This window comes from Hydrogenispora ethanolica, from assembly GCF_004340685.1.
Classification (GTDB): domain Bacteria; phylum Bacillota; class UBA4882; order UBA8346; family UBA8346; genus Hydrogenispora; species Hydrogenispora ethanolica.
On the sequence record NZ_SLUN01000037.1, the window covers coordinates 37,807 to 57,212 of the forward strand.

At 54.5% G+C, this 19,406-nt stretch carries 18 protein-coding genes; 16 read left to right on the forward strand and 2 right to left on the reverse strand.

The window, feature by feature from the left end:
- Positions 1-339 precede the first annotated feature (339 nt).
- From EDC14_RS21890 to EDC14_RS21910, 5 genes are all read left to right on the forward strand, one after another.
- Positions 340-1,434, forward strand: a complete 1,095-nt coding sequence (locus EDC14_RS21890; protein ID WP_165908224.1) for a serine hydrolase domain-containing protein — start codon at positions 340-342, stop codon at positions 1,432-1,434.
- A gap of 244 nt (positions 1,435-1,678) precedes the next feature.
- Complete coding sequence (locus tag EDC14_RS21895) at positions 1,679-2,251, forward strand: TetR/AcrR family transcriptional regulator (RefSeq protein WP_132016454.1); 573 nt, start codon at positions 1,679-1,681, stop codon at positions 2,249-2,251.
- 210 nt (positions 2,252-2,461) lie between these two features.
- Entirely contained in the window at positions 2,462-2,710 is a 249-nt protein-coding gene (locus EDC14_RS21900) for an AbrB/MazE/SpoVT family DNA-binding domain-containing protein (protein WP_132016470.1), read from the forward strand.
- Positions 2,711-3,295: 585 nt separating this feature from the next.
- A complete protein-coding gene (locus EDC14_RS21905; protein ID WP_132016455.1) occupies positions 3,296-4,564 on the forward strand; it encodes a putative DNA modification/repair radical SAM protein in 1,269 nt (422 codons plus the stop codon).
- Between the two features lie 15 nt (positions 4,565-4,579).
- Positions 4,580-5,371, forward strand: coding sequence for a TIGR03915 family putative DNA repair protein (locus EDC14_RS21910; protein ID WP_132016456.1), 792 nt, complete (start codon positions 4,580-4,582; stop codon positions 5,369-5,371).
- Positions 5,372-5,391: 20 nt separating this feature from the next.
- Here EDC14_RS21910 and EDC14_RS21915 read toward each other — a convergent pair whose 3' ends face one another.
- Positions 5,392-5,805, reverse strand: coding sequence for an Hsp20/alpha crystallin family protein (locus tag EDC14_RS21915; RefSeq protein WP_132016457.1), 414 nt, complete (start codon positions 5,803-5,805; stop codon positions 5,392-5,394).
- A gap of 600 nt (positions 5,806-6,405) precedes the next feature.
- On the opposite strand from EDC14_RS21915, the gene EDC14_RS21920 reads away from it, so the two are divergent.
- The 4 genes from EDC14_RS21920 (at position 6,406) to EDC14_RS21935 (ending at position 11,739) form a co-directional block, all read left to right on the forward strand.
- On the forward strand, positions 6,406-7,356 hold the full coding sequence (locus tag EDC14_RS21920; protein WP_132016458.1) for a DnaJ C-terminal domain-containing protein: 951 nt from the start codon (positions 6,406-6,408) through the stop codon (positions 7,354-7,356).
- A gap of 48 nt (positions 7,357-7,404) precedes the next feature.
- A complete protein-coding gene (gene clpB, locus EDC14_RS21925; RefSeq protein WP_132016459.1) occupies positions 7,405-10,020 on the forward strand; it encodes an ATP-dependent chaperone ClpB in 2,616 nt (871 codons plus the stop codon).
- Positions 10,021-10,193: 173 nt separating this feature from the next.
- Complete coding sequence (locus EDC14_RS21930; protein ID WP_243663073.1) at positions 10,194-11,441, forward strand: MFS transporter; 1,248 nt, start codon at positions 10,194-10,196, stop codon at positions 11,439-11,441.
- 70 nt (positions 11,442-11,511) lie between these two features.
- Positions 11,512-11,739 carry a heavy-metal-associated domain-containing protein gene (locus tag EDC14_RS21935; protein ID WP_243663074.1) on the forward strand — a complete coding sequence of 76 codons (228 nt, stop codon included), beginning with the start codon at positions 11,512-11,514 and terminating at the stop codon, positions 11,737-11,739.
- A gap of 255 nt (positions 11,740-11,994) precedes the next feature.
- Here the strand turns inward: EDC14_RS21935 and EDC14_RS21940 are convergent, their stop codons facing one another.
- The gene (locus EDC14_RS21940) at positions 11,995-12,303 is read right to left on the reverse strand and encodes a hypothetical protein (RefSeq protein WP_132016460.1); all 309 of its coding nucleotides are present in this window, start codon (positions 12,301-12,303) and stop codon (positions 11,995-11,997) included.
- Between the two features lie 257 nt (positions 12,304-12,560).
- Here EDC14_RS21940 and EDC14_RS21945 point away from each other — a divergent pair, with 257 nt between their 5' ends.
- From EDC14_RS21945 to EDC14_RS21970, 7 genes are all read left to right on the forward strand, one after another.
- On the forward strand, positions 12,561-13,064 hold the full coding sequence (locus tag EDC14_RS21945) for a hypothetical protein (RefSeq protein WP_132016461.1): 504 nt from the start codon (positions 12,561-12,563) through the stop codon (positions 13,062-13,064).
- A 120-nt stretch (positions 13,065-13,184) separates the two neighbouring features.
- On the forward strand, positions 13,185-13,325 hold the full coding sequence (locus EDC14_RS26925; RefSeq protein WP_165908226.1) for a hypothetical protein: 141 nt from the start codon (positions 13,185-13,187) through the stop codon (positions 13,323-13,325).
- Positions 13,326-13,711: 386 nt separating this feature from the next.
- Complete coding sequence (locus EDC14_RS21950; RefSeq protein WP_132016462.1) at positions 13,712-14,344, forward strand: TetR/AcrR family transcriptional regulator; 633 nt, start codon at positions 13,712-13,714, stop codon at positions 14,342-14,344.
- A gap of 25 nt (positions 14,345-14,369) precedes the next feature.
- On the forward strand, positions 14,370-15,080 hold the full coding sequence (locus tag EDC14_RS21955; protein ID WP_132016463.1) for an ABC transporter ATP-binding protein: 711 nt from the start codon (positions 14,370-14,372) through the stop codon (positions 15,078-15,080).
- Positions 15,080-17,455, forward strand: a complete 2,376-nt coding sequence (locus tag EDC14_RS21960; RefSeq protein ID WP_165908227.1) for an ABC transporter permease — start codon at positions 15,080-15,082, stop codon at positions 17,453-17,455. Before EDC14_RS21955 ends, EDC14_RS21960 begins: the two co-directional genes overlap by 1 nt.
- A gap of 24 nt (positions 17,456-17,479) precedes the next feature.
- On the forward strand, positions 17,480-18,556 hold the full coding sequence (locus tag EDC14_RS21965) for an efflux RND transporter periplasmic adaptor subunit (protein ID WP_132016465.1): 1,077 nt from the start codon (positions 17,480-17,482) through the stop codon (positions 18,554-18,556).
- Between the two features lie 277 nt (positions 18,557-18,833).
- Positions 18,834-19,274 (forward strand): hypothetical protein, encoded by a 441-nt coding sequence (locus EDC14_RS21970; protein WP_132016466.1) that lies wholly within the window; start codon positions 18,834-18,836, stop codon positions 19,272-19,274.
- Positions 19,275-19,406: the final 132 nt, after the last annotated feature.

Genomic DNA, 19,406 nt, shown 5'->3' on the forward strand with positions numbered 1-19,406 from the left:
GTTTTTGGTGAACCGCTGGTTCCAAAAGCTAGAACAATCGCTTTGCCTTGATTCATCCCGGTCCATGAACCGGGTTTTTGTTTGGGTATTTTTCAAAAAGGGATTTTGGGTTATAATAAAAATATTACCATCTCTTCCCAAATAGTTGGCGAAGTGACGTTGGAGTGATTTCAGACGCCGGACTTTCATGGGCGGGTCCCAACTGGGACACCGGATGATTGAGTTTCCGATCGCCCAATAAGAAAGAGCGCCATCTTGGTTTTGTGGTTTGTGGATATTCGGCGTGTTCGGGAAGAGGGCCCATGATTTTGGAAAATGGAAGGACAAAGGAGGAGAACGATGATTTTTCGGAAAAGCTGGCTGGTTTGGCTGGTACTGCTGGCGGGATTTGCCGCATTGGCCTTTGGCGATCGCGGACAGGCGCGGGCAAACCAATCTCAACAGGCCCCGGGCAAAGAAGACTTCGAATGGCAAGAGTCAACCCCGGGACAACAGGGGATAGACGAGGCGGAGCTTTCAAAGATCGACCCGTTCGTGCGGCAGAATTATCCCAATATCTATAGTGTACTCATCGTGCGTCATGGGCGCTTGGTCTATGAGCAATATTATCAAGGCCGGAATCGGGCTTCCGATACCCCCGTTTTTTCGGTTACCAAGAGCTTAATCTCCGCCTTAATCGGCATCGCGCTGAGGGAAGGTTATTTGACCAGCCTCGATCAGCGGATTGCCGACTTTATGCCGGAATACTTCGGCGGGAACGGCGATCCGTTGAAGCGAACCATCACCATCCGGGACGCATTGACCATGACCGGAGGATTGGAACCGACCGATAAAAACATTAATGCTTGGCTCTTCAGCGCCGACTGGTTTCAGTACGCCTTGGAGCGGCCTTTGCAGAACCGCCCCGGGGAGACGTTCTCCTACAATACGGGACTGGCCCATCTTTTGTCCGGGGTGTTGACCCGCGCCACCGGGATGAGCACTAAGGATTTCGCGGATCAATATCTTTTGAAGCCGTTGGGCATCACCAATTACCGGTGGCAGGCCGACCCCAAGGGTTATTATGGCGGAGGCCATGGCCTCTTTCTCACGCCACGGGATATGGCCAAGTTCGGCTATTTGTACCTGCGGAACGGGAACTGGTTCGGCCGGCAGTTGATCCCGGAGGATTGGGTTAAACAGTCCACCCGGAAACACCTGGCCGTCGATAGCCTCGAAGGATACGGCTATCTGTGGTGGAACTTCGACCAGGAAGACGTCACGCGGGGGCGGAGCTTTCCGGCCTATACCGCGAGCGGGATGGGCGGTCAACTTATCCTGGTGGTCCCGGCGCTGGATATGGTGGTGGTGATCAGCGCCGATGCGGAGCAGCGTTTCAGGGGTAATGATCCGCAGGAACTGGTCGGCAAAATGATTATGCCCGCGGTAAGATGACCTGAGAGATAAGGATGAGTTATTGCGCCGGCTGAAAGAATTACTTGAGACCGTATCGAGTGACTTCCCTCTCACGGACGCGGACAAAGAGACAGTTCGTGTAATTCACTGCCGGAAATTTACACCGGGCAAGGGAACGCCGATGTTTTCCGGCAATTTACCGCAATGACAAGGATTGACAAAAAAAGATGGTAGTTATAAAATGTATGCAAGTAGATACTTGCATGAAAAGAGATGTGCGTGAATGCCCGATATGAGTACTTCCGATTCTATTTTAGCAGCTGCGATGGAACTTTTTTCAAAAAAAGGGTACGCCGCCGTTACTACCAAAGAAATTGCCGCCAAGGCTCAAGTCAATGAGGTGACCTTATTTCGGCATTTTGAAACGAAACGCATACTTTATAATAAAGTCTTTTCGAAATATATATTTGAACCCAGTTTTGAAGATGTTTTCCATAAACAAATTGCCTGGGATCTATCGAAAGATTTATTAAATATCGCCTCATTTTTTTATAATATCATCATCCGAAACTCAAAATTACTCCAAATGAATATCAGAGATAGTGGTGATTTTTTAGAAGACAGTTTTCCGACCAGGATGTCGCATGAAGCAAAACAAAAACTCATTTTTTATTTTTCGGTAATGAAGGAAAAGGGAGTTGTCACTGAAGAACCTGAAATTTTGGCCACCAATTTTCTGACCATGAATGCCGGAATGACGTTAAGTCTTTTTTTTGATGGTTTTGAAATGAAAGAAGATCTCGAAGTATACCTGGATAAGATGGTAGATATTTTCGTAAAGGGAATCAGAGCCTAAAGGATCAATAATTAAGGAAGGTTGTTTTTATGATGTATGCAAGTACTTGCATAATGAATCATACTTATCAAGCAAGCAAGTACTTGCATTTGCTATGATTTAAAAAACCGGCAATGAAGGCTGATTTTGTCGCCTGTTACCCGTCCCAAAAGGGTCAAGGACTTAGAAGCCATCAAGTACTGATGAAATGAAAAGAGGGGACCTATCATGATGAGACCTATCGGGGCTGTTCGGAAAGTGGATTGTCTTGGCAGATTTGTGATCCCAAGCGAAGTACGGCGGACCATGACGATTGAAGAGGCCGATTCCCTTGAGATTTACGTCGATCGCGACATGATCGTTATGAAAAAATATGAACCGGCTTGCGTCTTTTGCGGAAGTCCCGACGGAGTAGAAAATATCAGGGAAAAAAACATTTGTGCTTCCTGTCTCCGGGCTTTGCGAGACCTTGTTTTTTGATAGTCGGCCCTGAATGTCAACGACTGCAACCGTTTCGAAGAAGAGACCCCCAGTCGAGCGTTTGTTCCAGAAACAGAAGGGGAGAGTCGCCTTGAACCGGTGTTATTTTACAACCGGCAGGAAGAGCAACGGAGAATATGGACACCTGTTTGGAGGATGAAGGGCGATGCTTACAGAGAAAGTCAAAGAGCCGATCAAAGTTTTCGCGGTGTTTTATGAGGGGCGAATCCGGCCAGTATCCTTTGAATGGCGAAACCGAAAGTTCAGTGAGTTTACGATCGTATCTACCTGGGATGGTCATGAGGGTAATTCCAGGGTAATCTTCTTCTCAATCCGCTCCGACGAGGAATTTTATGAAGTGTGTTTCCGGGTCCGCCGGATGACTTGGTATTTGAACCGGATCATTAGCGTATAGAAAGTAAACCGGAATTTACCATCACGGGGACGGCTGAGGCGATATAGGAAAAAGAAAAGTCAGCCGCAAATTTTTTTATGCATCGGGGGATGATAGGAATTGTATCGAACTGACGTTCGTGCTATAATCGGAATCAGAACATACGTTTGTTTCCGGGAGAGATTTGCGGTATGGAGGTACTGGATAAACTCAAGATCCTGGCCGACGCGGCCAAGTACGATGTCTCCTGCTCTTCCAGCGGGGGGAGCCGACGCAATGACGGCAAGGGGCTGGGAAACTCCGCCGCGGCACCGATGGGCATCTGTCATAGCTGGGCGGCGGACGGCCGCTGCATCTCATTATTAAAACTCTTATTCTCGAATGTCTGCATCCACGACTGCGCCTATTGCATCAACCGGCGGAGCAACGACATCCCGCGTGCTTCATTCACGGTGGACGAATTGATCGACCTGACCATCAATTTCTACCGCCGTAATTATATCGAGGGACTCTTCCTCAGTTCGGGCATACTGAAAAGCCCGGACTACACCACGGAATTGCTGCTGAGCGCGATCAAGCGCCTGCGGCTGGAGCAGCGCTTTAACGGGTATATCCATTTGAAAGTGATCCCCGGCGCCAGCCGGGAATTGATCCGCGAGGCCGGGTTGTATGCCGATCGTCTCAGCATCAATATCGAATTACCCTCGGAACAAGGATTAAAGGCGTTGGCGCCCCAGAAACGCAGGGACGACATCCTGACGCCCATGGCCTATATCGGGACCAAAATTCAGGCCAACGCCGAGGAGCGGAAGCTCTACCGCAAGGCATTGCCCTTCGTTCCGGCCGGACAGAGCACCCAGCTGATCGTCGGAGCCTCGCCCGAGCCGGATTCGCAGATCCTTCAATTATCGGAGCAGCTCTACCGCAGGGTGAACCTGCGGCGGGTCTATTATTCGGCCTATGTTCCGGTGAATTCCAATCCGCTGCTCCCGGCGCTGACCGCGCCGCCGCTGCAGCGGGAGCACCGCCTGTATCAGGCGGACTGGCTAATCCGCTTTTACAAGTTCCGCGCCGCCGAGATCGCCGGTCCCCAGCAGCCGTTCCTCGATCCGGAACTCGACCCCAAAACCGGTTGGGCATTGCGGAACCTGCACCTTTTTCCGGTGGAGGTAAACCGGGTGGATTATGAAACCTTGTTACGCATCCCCGGCGTGGGCTTGAAATCGGCCGAACGGCTGGTGGCGGCGCGGCGCTTCGGGCCGCTTGGCTTCGGGGACCTTCAGAAAATGGGAGTGGTGATGAAAAGAGCCCGCTATTTCATCACCTGCCAGGGTCGCTACCTGGAAAAAACGGACAATGACGCCTGGATCCGGCAAAGGCTGCTGGCGGCGGAACCATCCGGCCGGCCCGGCCGCTCTGGGCCCGCCACGCTGCAAATCCCCTTATTCAGCGAGATCTGAGGACGGAGAACAGCCATGATTCACTATCATTATGACGGCAGTTTCGAAGGCTTGTTGACGGTGCTGGCCAGGGCGCTCAAAGAAACCGCCGCAAACTGCGACATATCGGCTGCCGAAGCGGAACAGCCCGATCTTTTCAGCACCGCTGTTGCCGTGCCGACCGATCCGGCCGCGGCGGAGCGGCTCTTCCGATGGCTCTCCGAGCGGTTCTCCCGGACCGTGCTGGAAGAGATCATCTACTGTTTCTGCTCGGAATTGCCCGGAACCGAATCATTCATCCTGAGTTATCTGCGGCTGTTGTTGGCCAGCGGCGGCCGGGCGGCCGCCAATTTCGCCGACGCGACGGTGTTGCGGATCAAGCGGATCCATGGCCAAGTGGCGCATGAGATCGACCGGCTGCACGGTTTTATCCGGTTCCGTAAATTGGCCGGCGGAATCTACTACGCTCCCATCGAGCCCGATCATAACGTGGTGCAGTTCCTGGCGGAGCATTTCACGGCCCGGTTTGCCGATCAAGCCTGGCTGATTCATGATTTGAAACGAAATTCCGGCATCTATTACGACATGCGGCGCTGCCGGTATATTCCCGAGGTCGAGAATGCGCCGCTCTTCCTGCCGGGCGGCGCGGGCGAGAGCGGCGGGTTGTCAGCGATGGTTTTCGACCCGGCCGAACTCGATTATCAACAGTTGTGGGACCAGTATTTTCAGCATATCGCCATCGCCGAACGGCGCAATAAAAAACTGCAGCGGCAGCGAATGCCGGCGCGCTACTGTCGCTGTCTGGTGGAAAACGTGGTGGAGCACTGACCCGGGCCCCGGTTCCCGCCTCAGTGGAGCGGGTCGGCGCTGTCGCGCCGCCCGGCGCGGCGGCCGGCTTCGGAATGGACTTTGGGCAAACGGACTTCCAGAAAGCCGTCGTGATACCGGAGTGCCGCCTGGTCGGCAACCACTGGGGCCGGGAGTTGCACTGCCTGATAAAAGCCTTCCGAAGGGCGGTTTTCAAATGCGTTGATTCTGCTTTGTAGAATGACCTGCCAGGGGCTGACCGACAGCTCCAGATCCTCCCGCCGGACTCCGGGAATATCCACAATCAGCACCACTTCCCGCTCATTTTCGTGCAAATCGATGAACGGCGCGACATCCCGTTGGAGCAGGTCGTTGAAGAAGCGCGGTGTGAAAGAATGCAAGGCATGGCTGTTCCAAATATCATGATGACGGGTGAACCAGTCTTTGTACTCCATCGGAGCCTCCTCTGGAAATTGGGGGAATCCTAAGCCATGGGCCGTCTTTGACGTCTATAGCTTTTTCATTGCGGAATACGCTATTCTGGCAGTTTGCGGAAGGCGGAGTGCGCTTCGACGAAGCCGGTACCATTCGCCCCTAAATTAACCAGTTTGTAACCGGACCGGCGGAACCTCTAGAGGCTTCCGAACGTTTACATAAATAAAGGAAATCGATCCAGGTTTTTTGTTCGGAGCATGCAATCCGTATGCTATATAGGATAAAATAAATTTTTGGACGAAAGATTTGCATTCCTCGACCGGCTTTAGAAGCCATGAGATAAAGTCTCTTTCCAACCGATTCAGTACGAAAAGGTTTGAAAATCGACTTTATCACTTGCTTCTCTGAGCTTTTGTATTCACCCTGGCCTTTGGACAGGGCTTATCACAATGCTTTTAGAGACATTAGGAATTGAATTCAACTTATGACGGGAACGCGTCATATATAAGAGTAGGAGTTTTGCTTCATTCAGTTCCGGCCGGGAAGCATCGGGTAGGATACGACGATGGGCCGCGGGTGTCCGGGACGGAATGAAGCAATGAGAACTGAGGTGAGCGGTCATGAAGTTTCGTGATTATTATGAGGTCTTGGGAGTACCGCGCACGGCTTCGGATGATGAGATCAAGAAAGCTTTTCGCCGCCTGGCTCGCAAATATCACCCGGATGTGAATCCCGGCGACAAATCGGCGGAAGAAAAGTTCAAGGAGGTCAATGAAGCCTATACGGTCCTGTCCGATGCCGAAAAGCGGCGGCGTTATGATCAATTGGGCCCCAACTGGCAGAACGGGGCCGACTTTACTCCGCCGCCGGGGTGGGAAGGTTTTGATGTCCGGTATGAAAATATGAACGATTTCTTCGGTTCCGGCCGCGGGACATATGATTTTAGCGATTTTTTTAACTCCCTGTTTGGGGGCGGAGTATTCGGGGGCAGGGGCGACGGCCGCCGCGGCAGCGCCCGGCCCACAGCCAGAGGCCAAAACCTCGAGGCGGAACTGCCTTTGACTCTTCAGCAGATCCATCGCGGCGGACCACACCCTTTCATCTATCAAACCGGGGAGAAACGCCAGTCCGTGGAGGTTAATATTCCCATCGGCGTCCGGGATGGAACCACCATCCGTTTGGCCGGCATGGGAATGCCTGGGCTGGGAAGAAGCCCGGCGGGTGATCTGTATTTGCGGGTGAAGGTGCAACCGGATCCCCGCTTCACGCTGAGCGGGCAGGACGATCTGCAGGTCGAGCTGCCTGTCGCCCCGTGGGAAGCGGTTTTGGGGGCTAAGGTGGCGGTGCCGACCATTGAAGGACGGGTCGAACTGACCGTTCCGGCCGGCTCCCAGGCCGGGCAGCGGATGCGTTTGCGGGGCCAGGGATTGAGCCGCGGGCAGGGCGGACGGGGTGATCAATACGTGAAATTGAAGATCGTGGTGCCAACCCATCCGACCGCGCGGGAGCAAGAGCTTTTCACCAGGCTGGCGGCGGAATCCCTGTTCCAGCCGCGGCCCAATGGACCGTAACTGAAAGCAGGAAGTGGATAGCAGCAGCCTTAAGGAGGTTTCGAACCAATGGATATCAACCGCATGACTGAAAAAGTGCAACAAGCGATAAGTGATGCGCAAAATATGGCGGTCCGCCTCAGCCATCAGCAGGTGGATGTGGAACACCTGTTTCAAGCCTTACTGGACCAGGACGGCGGCTTGGTGCCCGCGGTTTTCAATAAGGCCGGGGTCGACCCGGCGGCGCTGAACCGCCGGGTCCGCCAGGAATTGGACAGGTTGCCGAAGGTGACTGTCAGCGGTACGAGCGGCAGCGCTGAACATGTCTATATCACCGGCCGCCTGAACCGGCTCTTCGTATCCGCGGAGAGCGAGGCCAAACGGCTGAATGATGAGTACATCTCCGCGGAACACCTGCTGTTGGCCATGACTGCCGACGGCGGGACCAGCGGACGGCTCCTCAAAGAATTCGGCCTCAGTCGCGACCGGTTGGAGCGGGCCTTGAAAGAGGTCCGGGGCCATCAACGGGTCACCACCCAAAACCCGGAAGCCACTTATGAAGCCTTGGAAAAATACGGCCGGGATCTTACGCAGTTGGCGGCCGAATCCAGACTGGACCCGGTGATCGGCCGTGATGACGAGATCCGCCGGGTCGTTCAGGTGCTCTCCCGGCGGACCAAAAATAACCCGGTGCTCATCGGAGAACCGGGGGTCGGCAAGACCGCGATCGTGGAGGGGCTGGCCCAGCGGATCATCCGCGGCGACATCCCCGACGGCCTCAAGAAGAAACGGGTTGTCTCCCTGGATATGGGGGCCCTGATCGCTGGCGCCAAGTACCGCGGCGAATTTGAGGAACGGCTCAAGGCGGTCTTGAAAGAAGTTCAGCAATCGGACGGGGGAATCATCCTTTTCATCGATGAGCTGCATACGGTCGTCGGGGCCGGTAGGACCGAAGGAGCGATGGACGCCGGGAACCTGCTCAAGCCGATGCTGGCCCGGGGCGAGCTGCATTGTATCGGAGCGACCACCTTGGACGAGTACCGGAAGCATATCGAGAAAGATGCCGCGCTGGAACGGCGGTTTCAGACCGTGCTGGTCGATCAGCCGACCGTCGAAGACACCATTTCCATTCTGCGCGGTTTGAACCAACGTTACGAAGTCCATCACGGCGTCCGGATCAAAGATGCGGCACTGGTGGCGGCGGCGGTACTCTCCAACCGCTATATCTCCGATCGTTTTCTGCCCGACAAAGCCATCGACCTGGTGGACGAAGCCGCCGCCAAGCTTCGGACGGAGATCGACTCGATGCCGACCGAGTTGGACGAATTGCTGCGCCGGGTGATGCAATTGGAAATCGAGCGGGAAGCGCTGAAAAAAGAGACGGACCCGGCTTCCCGGGAGCGGCTGGAACGGCTCGAAAGGGAACTGGCCAATCTGAAGTCGGAATCGGATGCGCTGAAGGCGCGGTGGCAGACGGAGAAGGAAGGGGTGCACCGGCTGCGGCAGTTGCGCGAGGCCATCGAGAGCACCAAGGCAGCGGTGGAGCAGGCCGAGCTGCAATACGATCTGAACCGCGCCGCCGAGTTGAAATACGGCAAGCTGGCCGGTTTGGAAAAGCAACTTCAGGCCGCGGAGGGACAGCTCTCCCAGGAACAAGGCGTGGCCCGGATGATCAAGGAGGAGGTCGACGAGGAAGACATCGCCCAGGTGGTCAGTCGCTGGACCGGGATCCCGGTGGCCAAAATCATGGAGGGCGAGGTTCAAAAATTGTTGAATCTGGAGGAAGAATTACACCGCCGGGTGGTCGGCCAGGATGAAGCGGTGACCGCGGTCGCCGAGGCCGTAATCCGGGCCCGCTCCGGATTGAAGGATCCCAACCGGCCCATCGGCTCCTTCATCTTTCTCGGTCCCACGGGCGTGGGCAAGACGGAACTTGCCCGGGCTTTGGCTCAGTTCCTTTTCGATGACGCCAGCACCATGGTCCGGATCGACATGTCCGAGTACCAGGAGAAACATACCGTGGCGCGCCTGATCGGAGCGCCTCCCGGATATGTCGGCTATGAAGAGGGCGGCCAGCTGACCGAGGCGATCCGCCGCCGCCCCTATGCAGTGGTCCTGTTTGACGAGATCGAAAAGGCCCATTACGATGTCTTCAACGTTCTCCTGCAGCTGCTGGATGACGGACGGCTCACCGACGGGCAAGGCCGGACCGTTGATTTTAAGAATACCATTATCATCATGACCTCGAATATCGGCAGCCAGCGAATTCTGGAGTATGAGGGAGCGTTTGCGGGGACCGGTTACGAAGGGATGCGGCAAGCGGTTCTGGAAGAGATGCGCCATCATTTTCGGCCGGAATTTCTGAACCGGGTCGATGAGACCATTGTTTTCCATTCGCTCAGTCCAGAACATTTGAAAGCGATCGTGGACATTCATTTGGAAAACCTGCGGCAACGGCTGGTCGAACGCCAGATCCGTCTGGAACTGACCGAGGCGGCCAAAACGTATTTGGTCAAAACCGGTTACGACCCGCAATATGGGGCCCGCCCGTTAAAAAGGGCCATTCAAAAAGAGATCGAGACTCCGCTCGGCCGGTTGCTCTTACAAGGGACGGTCCTGAGCGGCCAGCGGGTCGTGGCGGATTACGACACCGGCCGGGAGGAGCTGACCTTTCGTTCGGAATAAACAGAAAAATTGAAACGCTCCGGGCCCGGAGGCAGAGCGATTCCGGGTCCGGTTCTACCGGGGACGACACCCTTGCAGCCTGGCAGATATTACGAATTACCCGTCGAATAAATGGGGAGTAGCGGGAGAATAATGGGGAGAGGTCCATTAGGCGACCTGTAGGGGTGAAATGATTGGACAAAAAGGTCTCTCTCACCATTGCGATTTTATGTTTGGTGCCTTTCATCATGGTTTTAGGCAATTCCATGCTCATTCCGGTATTGCCCAGCATTCAAAAAGAACTTCATGTGAATCTGGTTCAGGTGGGACTGCTGATTACCGTCTTCTCCATACCCGCGGGAATGGTGATTCCCTTTGCCGGGATGCTCTCGGATCGAATCGGCCGCAAAAAGGTGATGTTTCCGGCGCTGTTGGTCTATGGGGCAGGCGGAATCCTGGCGGGCTTATTCGCGATATGGTTCAAGGAGCAGGCATTCGCCTGGATTGTGGTGGCCCGGGTGATACAGGGCATGGGCGCTGGAGGAACCTATCAATTGAGCATGGCCTTGGCGGGGGATCTGATCCAATCCAATGAGCGGTCCAAAGTATTGGGTCTGTTGGAGGCCGCCAACGGCATTGGAAAAGTCGTCAGCCCCCTGGCCGGAGCGGCAGTCGCTCTGATTAGCTGGTATACTCCATTTTTTGTATACGGAGTTTTGGCCATTCCCGTTGCCTTCCTCATCCTGCTGCTGGTGAAGGAGGACACCCAGAAGCTCAAAGAGAAGGTACAGCCGATTCCGGAGTATTTAAAAAACTTGCTGACGATCCTGAAACAGAAATGGCTGCCGCTGTCGGTCTCCTTCGGAAGCGGGCTATTGGCGCTTTTTTCCCTTTTTGGGCTGCTGAGCTTTTATTCGGATATCCTTGAGAAACAATTCAAAATGAACGTCTTTTCCAGAGGTTTGATCCTGGCCATACCGGTCCTGGTGATGGCGATCACCGCCTATGTTTTGGGAACGGTCATGCAAAAGCAACTGGCGAAAATTCTTAAATGGGCGGCGGTGACCGGTCTGTTTTTGATAGGAGCCGGGCTCGTCTTGTTTTGTACGGCCAAAAGCGTCGTTTGGTATACCGCGACCGCCGCGGTTTTAGGGTTGGGAACCGGAGCGGTTCTTCCTTCCCTGAATACGTTGATCACCTCCGCCGCGCCCAAGACGGAGCGGGGTTTAATCACCTGCCTTTATGGGACCGTGCGTTTCTTCGGCGTGGCGATCGGCCCTCCACTGTTTGGGTATGCCGAAAAGATCTCAAAGCCGCCGGTCTTTTGGAGTACCGCCGGAGTGTGTGTCTTGTTGGGGTTGCTGTTTCTGTTCTTCGTAAACCCGGCCAAAATCATCCCCAAAGAGATTCAACAGCAAAGTTCGTCGCAGTCAAAGGGTTGATTCGGGGATGCTGAGGTTTCCTATTTCATGCCTCGGACTCTGTTAATCCAAGAAACAGGAGGTGATCACCGTGGCCAATCTCAACATGGACTTTCCCATCGTCGGCAAGATTCGGAGTGAACAAATTGCCAGTATCGAACAAGCGGTTCAAGAATTGCCGGGAGTCCAAAAAGTAAGGGTGGACTCCGAGCAAAACCATGTCAGCGTGGACTACACTCCGGGACTTGTAACCATCCAGCGGATGAAAGAAGCCATTGAGAGTCAGGGGTGCGACGTATCCGACCGCGGCGACGATTAATAAAGAGAGGGATCAGCCTCTCTTCTATTTTTTTCGTGTCAAAAGCCATGTGATAAAATCTCTTTCCAATTGGTCCAATCGCTGTGATCCTTCCGGCTTTTTAAGCCGGGTTTATCACAGCTCTTTTAAAAGCCATGTGATAAAGTCTTTCGAAACGGGAATCAGCTTGCAAAAGGAATTAAAACGACTTTATCCCTTGCTTCTCTGAGCTTTTGTGTTCACTCTGGCCTTCGGACAGGGTTTATCACAACGCTTTTAAGCGGAACAGCATACCATGCCCAATTTTAAAGAATTCTCGATATTGCCGAAGTCCATCACAAGTTCTCGAATCCAAAGGACCCCCCGGTCGTAATCGAGGTCAGTCACTTTAAAAATATGCACATCATCGAAGAGATCCGGCCCGGAAACCCCGTGCTCATCTTTGACCCATAATACCGGAATTTTACCTTTCATTCGTAATCCCAGTTCATCGGTTCCCATAAACCGAAGGTAAACCTCGGTTAGAATGCAGCGGGACTTAATGTGGCCTACTTTCAACATTACTTCTTCTCCGGTAATCAACATCCATTCACCCCCTCATTCAAAAGTCCTTGTTTCATAAATATTACCCTTTCATGTCAAAGGTTCGAAGTCCATGCTTTTCGTGCGAAAGGCACAACCGGCCCCGGAAAATTGGCCCGGGGCATAAAATGGCTGTTTTTTCCGGTTTTCTCACCCTTATCCTATGGAGTAAAATAGTGATAACTATCGCGGCTTCGACCCGGACTTTTCGAGAGCATTTGGTCCAAGCCGAATTCATGATGGAATGGAGCGGATTAAGGATGAAAAAATGGCTGATGGGATTGTTGGTGGCCGCTTTGGTGATGACCGGTTCTTTGAGTGTTTTGGCCAAACCGCATCGATTTTACGGGAGGCCGGAGAAACCTTATGCCGGCCGCAACCATCGGGTCCGGGAAGACGCCCGCTATGTCATTCACCGGACGGCCCAAACGATCTACGACGCACAACGCGCGGCTGAATTTGGCCGCCGCTATGACGGTTTGCGGTGGGCCATCGGTCATCAGCAACGCGCCCGGCAACTGTATGATGATGGGTGGTACCAGGACGCGATCTACCACTCCCTGCGAGCCAGGGATTTCGCGGTCCAAGTCATCCAGGCAAACCGGGAACGTCCCAGGCGGGAATTGTTCCTGAATGAGACCGAACGCCGTTACAGTCAGAATGCGCCTAAAAAAGATAAGCTCGATATCAAGCTGGACTTCGCCAAAGTAGGCGATGAGCTGAAATTAGTCCGTTTAAAGCTGGGGCTGGACATTAATCAGTAGTATCGGAGCGAGAATCTGCCGAAATCTCTGAACATCTTAACCGCCAAACCTGTATGATATCAGTGACTTGAAGCGCTAACCTTTTTCACGAAACGGGAGAAGGCGAAGGGGTGCGAGTGAATGGCCGATTCGATGGTTGAGATGGAACGAATGATTATTTCCTTCATGGAAAACATTATGAGATGGGTGGAGCGTTGGCAGGAATTCAAGCGGAAACCGGGGCTGAAATTTTTGAAGGCGCTGTTAAATTCGCTGATTTAATGCTGTGATAGGGATGTGATCCCATGGTTGAACAATCAGTCCATAGAGCACTGGCCATGACTTTTTTTGAAAGCCTGGTAAATTTCTTGCGCCGGCGTCAAGTGGGCGCAAATCATCTTCCTTCAACCCGAATGTTGCGAATCCTGTTGAATTTGTTTTGGTAAGGTGCCGATTTTATCACGGGTCGAAGGGAACTCAATTCAGCTATTGGCTGGTACCGGGATGAATGCTTGAAAAGACTTTTTCAAGCATTTTTCTTTTTACGGTTCCGTTGGGAATTTACGGTTTACTCTCTGACTTACCGTGTTTTTGGCAATTGACTGATAGTCAGTCGATGTTTATAATAGGAATAACAGCAAGTGTCTGCCAAAGGAGAGCGAAAAAACATGACCCGAAATCCCCATTCGATCCCCAAGGATCCGGAGACCCGCAAGCAAGAGATCATCGATGCCGCGCGGGAACTCTTTTTGACCCAAGGTTTTGAAGCGACCGCGGTCAGTGACATTGTCAAAAAGGTCGGAGTGGCGCAGGGGCTGTTTTATTACTATTTCAAGTCCAAGAATGAACTCCTGGACGCGGTGGTGGAGCATTTTGCCGAGGATTATCTCGTCGCAATGGAACAAATCGCGGCCGAACCTCAGCTGAACGCCCTTCAAAAATTCCAGACCATCTTGGCAGCGATGTTTCAGTTTCAAAAGCAAAATGAGGAGATCATTTATGTAGTCCATGAAAAGAGCAACGAATTGTTGCATCACCGGGTGGAGCATAAGACATTGGATAAACTGGTCCCGTTATATTTGAGAATCTTGGAGCAGGGAATCCGGGAACAACTCCTCGATCTGAAGTATCCCGGTGAAACCCTGGCGATCATCCTGCCCGGACTGGGCCAATATTTTCATGGTCTTCTTGAAGTCTCCCGCACTGACCCGGAGTTATTTCAAGAAAAAATTCACGCCGGTCTGGCGGTACTGGAGAAAGCGTTGGGCGCGGCGCCCGGCAGTTTGCAGGTTGAACTGTAACAATTCATGAAGCAGGTGCTGATCCATGGATGAAAATGAAATCATTCGGTTGGACGACGTGACCAAGGAATACCGGGTGGGCGAGGTGTCGATCAGGGCTGCCGCCGGGATTTCGTTCGCGGTCAACCGGGGCGAACTGACGGTGGTGCTCGGGCCCAGCGGCGCCGGGAAGAGCACCGTCTTGAATATCATCGGCGGAATGGACCGTCCGACCTCCGGCGCCATCTGGGTCGACGGCAAGAATATCGCCGCCTATTCCGACCGGGAATTGACGCTCTACCGGCGCAAGCAGATCGGCTTTGTTTTTCAATTCTACAATCTGATGCCCAACCTGACCGCGCTGGAGAATGTGGAGCTGGCGGCCCAGATCAGCGATGAGCCGTTGAATATCAAAGAAGTGATGGAAGCGGTGGAACTGGGGCAGCGGCTGGACAATTTCCCGGCGCAGCTCTCCGGCGGCGAACAGCAGCGGGTGGCCATCGCCCGGGCCGTGGCCAAGAACCCGTTATTGTTGCTCTGCGATGAACCCACCGGCGCTTTGGACTACCAAACCGGCAAATCCATTCTCAAACTGCTCGCCAAAGTCAACCGGGAAATGAACAAGGCGGTGATGCTCATCACTCACAACGCCGCATTGGCGGCCATGGCCCACCGGGTGATCCGGATCAAGAATGGCCGGGTCGAAGGGGTGGCCCGCAATGACCATCCCGAGCCGGTGGAAAGGATCGAATGGTGATGGGACTGCTGTTCAAAAAATTATGGCGTGACGTCAAGGAAGCCAAAGGCCAGTTCGTCTCGATCCTAGTCGTGATCGTCATCGGCGTGCTGTTTTACACCAGTCTGAACTCGACCTTGCGCAATCTGCGTTTCACCAGTGAACGCTATTTTACAGCCTACCGTCTGGCCGATCTCTGGATCAGCTTTCAAAAAGCCCCGGAAAACGTGGCAGGGCGGATCCGCAGCCTGCCCGGAGTGAAGCTGGCCAGTGGCCGGGTGGTGAAGGACCAGCAGATCGAGATCGCCGGACATGACGCCATCATCCGGATCATCACCCTGCCGGATCGCCGCAGCGAGGTCGTGAACGATGTCATGCTCAAAGCCGGCCGTTATTTCTCGGAAGGCGAGAGCAATCAGTGCCTGGTTTCCGAGGCTTTCTTCCGGGCGCAGCGCTTGCGGTTCGGCTCCTATCTGGAACCGATCATCAACGGCAACCGGGTCAAACTGAAAGTGATCGGCGTGGTCAAGAGTCCCGAGTATGTTTACGAACTCCGGGACGGCAGCGAGATGATCCCCGATCCGGACCGTTTTGGCATCGTCTATCTGAAGCAGTCCTACGGTCAGGCGATGCTGGATTTTAACGGCTCCTTAAACGAAGTGTCGGTGCTCCTAAAAGACGGGGTCGACCCCGAGCCGGTCCGGCGCAAGCTCGAGAAGACCTTGGAGCGTTACGGCTTGATCGAGACGACCTTAAAAAAGGATCAACTCAGTTATAATACGTTTTCCGGTGAGATCGAACAGTTGACCGCGCTCAGCGGAGTCTTCCCGATGATCTTCCTGCTGGTGGCGGCGGCGATTATTTACATCACCATGACCCGGATCATCGAGAACCAGCGGCTGCAGATCGGCACCATGAAAGCTTTGGGTTACGGAAACGGAGCGATCATGGTCCATTATCTGTCCTATGCGGTGCTGGTCGGGCTGGCGGGCAGCATTTTGGGTTCGGGGGCCGGTATCTACCTCGGCGGACTGCTGATGCAGGTCTATAACGAAGTCTATCAATTGCCCCTGGAACAGATGAAGATTCATTACGATCTGATCCTGCCGGCATCCCTGCTCACACTGTGCTTTTGCCTGCTGGCCGGGTACAATTCCTGCAAAAACGAGCTCAAGCTGCCGCCGGCCGAATCGATGCGGCCGAAAGCGCCAAAGTCGGGAACCAAAACCTGGATCGAGCGGATCGGCCCGCTATGGCGGAATTTCAGTTTCAGCTGGAAGATCATCCTGCGAAACCTGTTCCGCTACAAAAGGCGGGCGTTGCTCACCTCCATCGGGATCATCTGCGCCACCGCGCTTTTATTGACCGCGGTCGGCCTGAATGACTCCATCGGCTTTTTGGTGGACCAACAGTATTCGACCATTCAACGCTACGATCTGAAAGCGACCTTTGACACCATGCTGGCCCCGGCTGAGCTGAGTTATATCCGGAGCCTGCCGCATGTCACCCGGATGGAGCCGGTGACGGAGATCGGCGTTGAAATCCGCCATGGCTGGCGGACGAAGAAAGCCGGACTGACCGGCCTCATCCGGGACTCCCGGCTCTACCGGGTGGTGGACCGCAGCGGCGCGCCGGTGACGATCCCGGCCGGCGGCGTCTTAATCCCCGAAAAGCTGGGGCAGATCCTGGGCGCCGGGTTGGGCGATGTGGTGCAGCTCCGGCCCTTATGGCCGGGCCGCAACGAGGAACGGTATCAGAAAGAGGTCTGGATCAAGGGGGTCGTCTCCCAATATGTCGGGCAGAGCGTCTATAGCCTGCCGGATTTTTGCGGGAGGCTGCTGGAGGAGGACCAGATCGCCAACGGGGTCATGCTGCAACTGGATCACCCCGGCGAGCAGGCCAAAGTCATCGCCAAACTGAAAGAGATGCCGACCGTGGCCGCGATCCAATCCCGGAGCGACGCCGTGGCCAATCTCCAGGAAGCGCTGCAACAATCGGCCTTTTCGATCGGGTTTATGATCCTGGCCAGCGGCGCGCTGGCTTTCGCGGTGATCTATAATATCACGACCATTAACATTTTTGAACGCCGCCGCGAATTGGCCACCTTGAAGGTTCTTGGCTTTACCAACCCCGAAATGCGGCAGTTAATCTTCAATGAAAATCTGATCATTACAGCGTTGGCGGCCGGGGCCGGCTTGCTGCTGGGCCGGTCCTTGCTGAACTGGATCGTGGTGGAGTCCGCCACCGACAATATGAGCTTTCCGGCGATATTGAATCAATCCAGTTATCTCGTGGCCCTGGTGCTGATCTTCGCTTTTACCGTCTCCGCCAACCTGATTCTCATGCGCAAAGTGCATGCCGTCAACATGGTGGAGGCCCTGAAAAGCAGCGAATAATTGCGAACGGAGAAGGTGCTTGGCATGACCAAAAAGAAAATTCTGCTCTCCTGCTTGGGGGTTGCCGTCTTAGCCCTGGCTTTATTCTATCAGCTCAACCAGAGCGTTCCCGTAGAGGCCCTGCGGATCCGGCACGGTATCATCCGGCAGTACGTGGAGGACACCGGCGTGGTCAAATCGCAAGGGAGCCAGAGCGTGTATCTGGAAAACGGGGGCCGGATCGCCGCCATCTTCGTGAAGGAAGGCGACCGGGTCCGTCCCGGCGATCTGCTGCTGCGCATAGATCCGACCGATATCCGCTTGGCCGAGGTCGCCGCCCAGCAGGCCGGAATCGCCTTTGACACGGCCCGGCGGGACTGGGAGAAGTCGGAGAAGCTCTACCGGCTCGGCGCGATCAGTAAAAAGGAACGCGACGATTCCCAAGCCGCCTATCAAACGGCCGCCGCCTCTCGGGAATCGGCGCAACTGGCCCTGGGCAGGCAACGCCAGAACCTGATCGTCCGTGCGCCCCTCCAGGGAATGGTCCTCCAAAAGATGGTCGATCCCAACCAGGTGGTGGCCACCGGCGATGCCGCCTTTGTGATCGGAGAACCGCAGCGTTTGGAGGTCGAGGTGGATATCCTGGCCGACGACGTGGTGAAGGTACAACCCGGGAACGCGGTGACCATCAGCGGCCAGGCCGCCGGGGACGCCAAGCTGCCGGGGGTGGTGACCAAGGTGGCTCCCATGGCTAAAAACATCGTCTCCTCGCTGGGGGTCAACCAGAAACGGGCCACCGTGACCATTGCCTTCACCGGCGCCACCGGTCCGTTGAAACCCGGCTACGATGTGGATGTGCGGATCACGACCCGGACCCGGACGGGGACGGTGGCGGTTCCGCTCAGCGCCGTTTTTGATTTGAGAGGGAAGAATTGCGTCTTTGTCATCGAAAAGGAGCGCGCCCGGTTGCGGCCGGTCCAAACCGGGATCGAAAACGATGAGGCGATCGAAATCCGCGCGGGCCTCAAACCCGGGGAGTGGGTTCTGGCCAAACCGGATAATGCGCTGAAAGAGGGGATGAAAGTCAAGATCCAGCAGCCTGTCGCGGCAGTGAAAATGTGATGGGGTAAAGGCCGGGAAGCTTTACAGCGACAATGCTTTTTGCTACAATAACAGCAAAAGCATTTCGAAAACGTCCTTGCATTGCAGCGGGTTGCCGATGGCGGAGGGAGTTTTTCAAAAAACTCTCAAAGCCGTAGCTTGATTGTCGGTTCGTAAGATCAAAAGATTGGCGCGGCTTCGCTTTGGAAGCCGGGGTTTCGGAGGAAAACCGAGCGCAGAGAATCTTTCCATCTTATGCCGTTCTGCTTGGGGGCGAACCGGTTGAGGAGTGAAACGCGTGTCCCAATCATCGCTCGGTTATATCATCGGTGGAATTATTCCAGCCATCCTGCTGGGGATTTACAGCATCATTCAAAAATACGCCTCGGAGCGCGGCGTCGGTCCGGGAACCCTGTTGATCTTCATCGGGATCGGTTCCATTCTGGTGGGTCTGGTATACTCGGGGATCACCCGCGAGTCCACCCTTACGTTGCCCAACGCCGGGATCGGGCTGTTGACCGGGGTCTGCTGGGCTTTGGCGACGACCTTGATTCAGGTGGCGATGTACCATTTTCAGATGCCCGTCAGCAAACTGGTGCCGCTGTTCAACATGAACACACTGGTCGCCGTGGGCCTGGGTCTGGTGTTTTTTCAAGAATGGTCGGTCGTCAACGGGTTCAGGCTGTCCATCGCCGCGGTGCTGGTGGTCGCGGGCGGAATCCTGGCGGCGAACTCTTGAACGGATCCTCAGCGCCGCGAAAATAGTGTTTCGAAGCAAGGGGCTGTTGCAAAATGAACATGTAAGTTCATTTCCAACAGCCCCTTTTTTTGCTTACAAAGAAATTGCGGGCTCCGCAGAGCCCGCAAAAGC

What these genes read in the sequence shown, in the direction of transcription:
- EDC14_RS21955 (WP_132016463.1), top strand. Translation starts at nt 14,370, where the DNA reads ATGGATGAAAATGAAATCATTCGGTTGGACGACGTGACCAAGGAATAC.
- EDC14_RS26925 (WP_165908226.1), top strand. Translation starts at nt 13,185, where the DNA reads ATGGCCGATTCGATGGTTGAGATGGAACGAATGATTATTTCCTTCATG.
- EDC14_RS21890 (WP_165908224.1), top strand. Translation starts at nt 340, where the DNA reads ATGATTTTTCGGAAAAGCTGGCTGGTTTGGCTGGTACTGCTGGCGGGA.
- EDC14_RS21960 (WP_165908227.1), top strand. Translation starts at nt 15,080, where the DNA reads ATGGGACTGCTGTTCAAAAAATTATGGCGTGACGTCAAGGAAGCCAAA.
- EDC14_RS21945 (WP_132016461.1), top strand. Translation starts at nt 12,561, where the DNA reads ATGAAAAAATGGCTGATGGGATTGTTGGTGGCCGCTTTGGTGATGACC.
- EDC14_RS21920 (WP_132016458.1), top strand. Translation starts at nt 6,406, where the DNA reads ATGAAGTTTCGTGATTATTATGAGGTCTTGGGAGTACCGCGCACGGCT.
- EDC14_RS21905 (WP_132016455.1), top strand. Translation starts at nt 3,296, where the DNA reads ATGGAGGTACTGGATAAACTCAAGATCCTGGCCGACGCGGCCAAGTAC.
- EDC14_RS21900 (WP_132016470.1), top strand. Translation starts at nt 2,462, where the DNA reads ATGAGACCTATCGGGGCTGTTCGGAAAGTGGATTGTCTTGGCAGATTT.
- EDC14_RS21915 (WP_132016457.1), bottom strand. Translation starts at nt 5,805, where the DNA reads ATGGAGTACAAAGACTGGTTCACCCGTCATCATGATATTTGGAACAGC.
- EDC14_RS21965 (WP_132016465.1), top strand. Translation starts at nt 17,480, where the DNA reads ATGACCAAAAAGAAAATTCTGCTCTCCTGCTTGGGGGTTGCCGTCTTA.
- EDC14_RS21910 (WP_132016456.1), top strand. Translation starts at nt 4,580, where the DNA reads ATGATTCACTATCATTATGACGGCAGTTTCGAAGGCTTGTTGACGGTG.
- clpB (WP_132016459.1), top strand. Translation starts at nt 7,405, where the DNA reads ATGGATATCAACCGCATGACTGAAAAAGTGCAACAAGCGATAAGTGAT.
- EDC14_RS21895 (WP_132016454.1), top strand. Translation starts at nt 1,679, where the DNA reads ATGCCCGATATGAGTACTTCCGATTCTATTTTAGCAGCTGCGATGGAA.
- EDC14_RS21940 (WP_132016460.1), bottom strand. Translation starts at nt 12,303, where the DNA reads ATGTTGATTACCGGAGAAGAAGTAATGTTGAAAGTAGGCCACATTAAG.
- EDC14_RS21950 (WP_132016462.1), top strand. Translation starts at nt 13,712, where the DNA reads ATGACCCGAAATCCCCATTCGATCCCCAAGGATCCGGAGACCCGCAAG.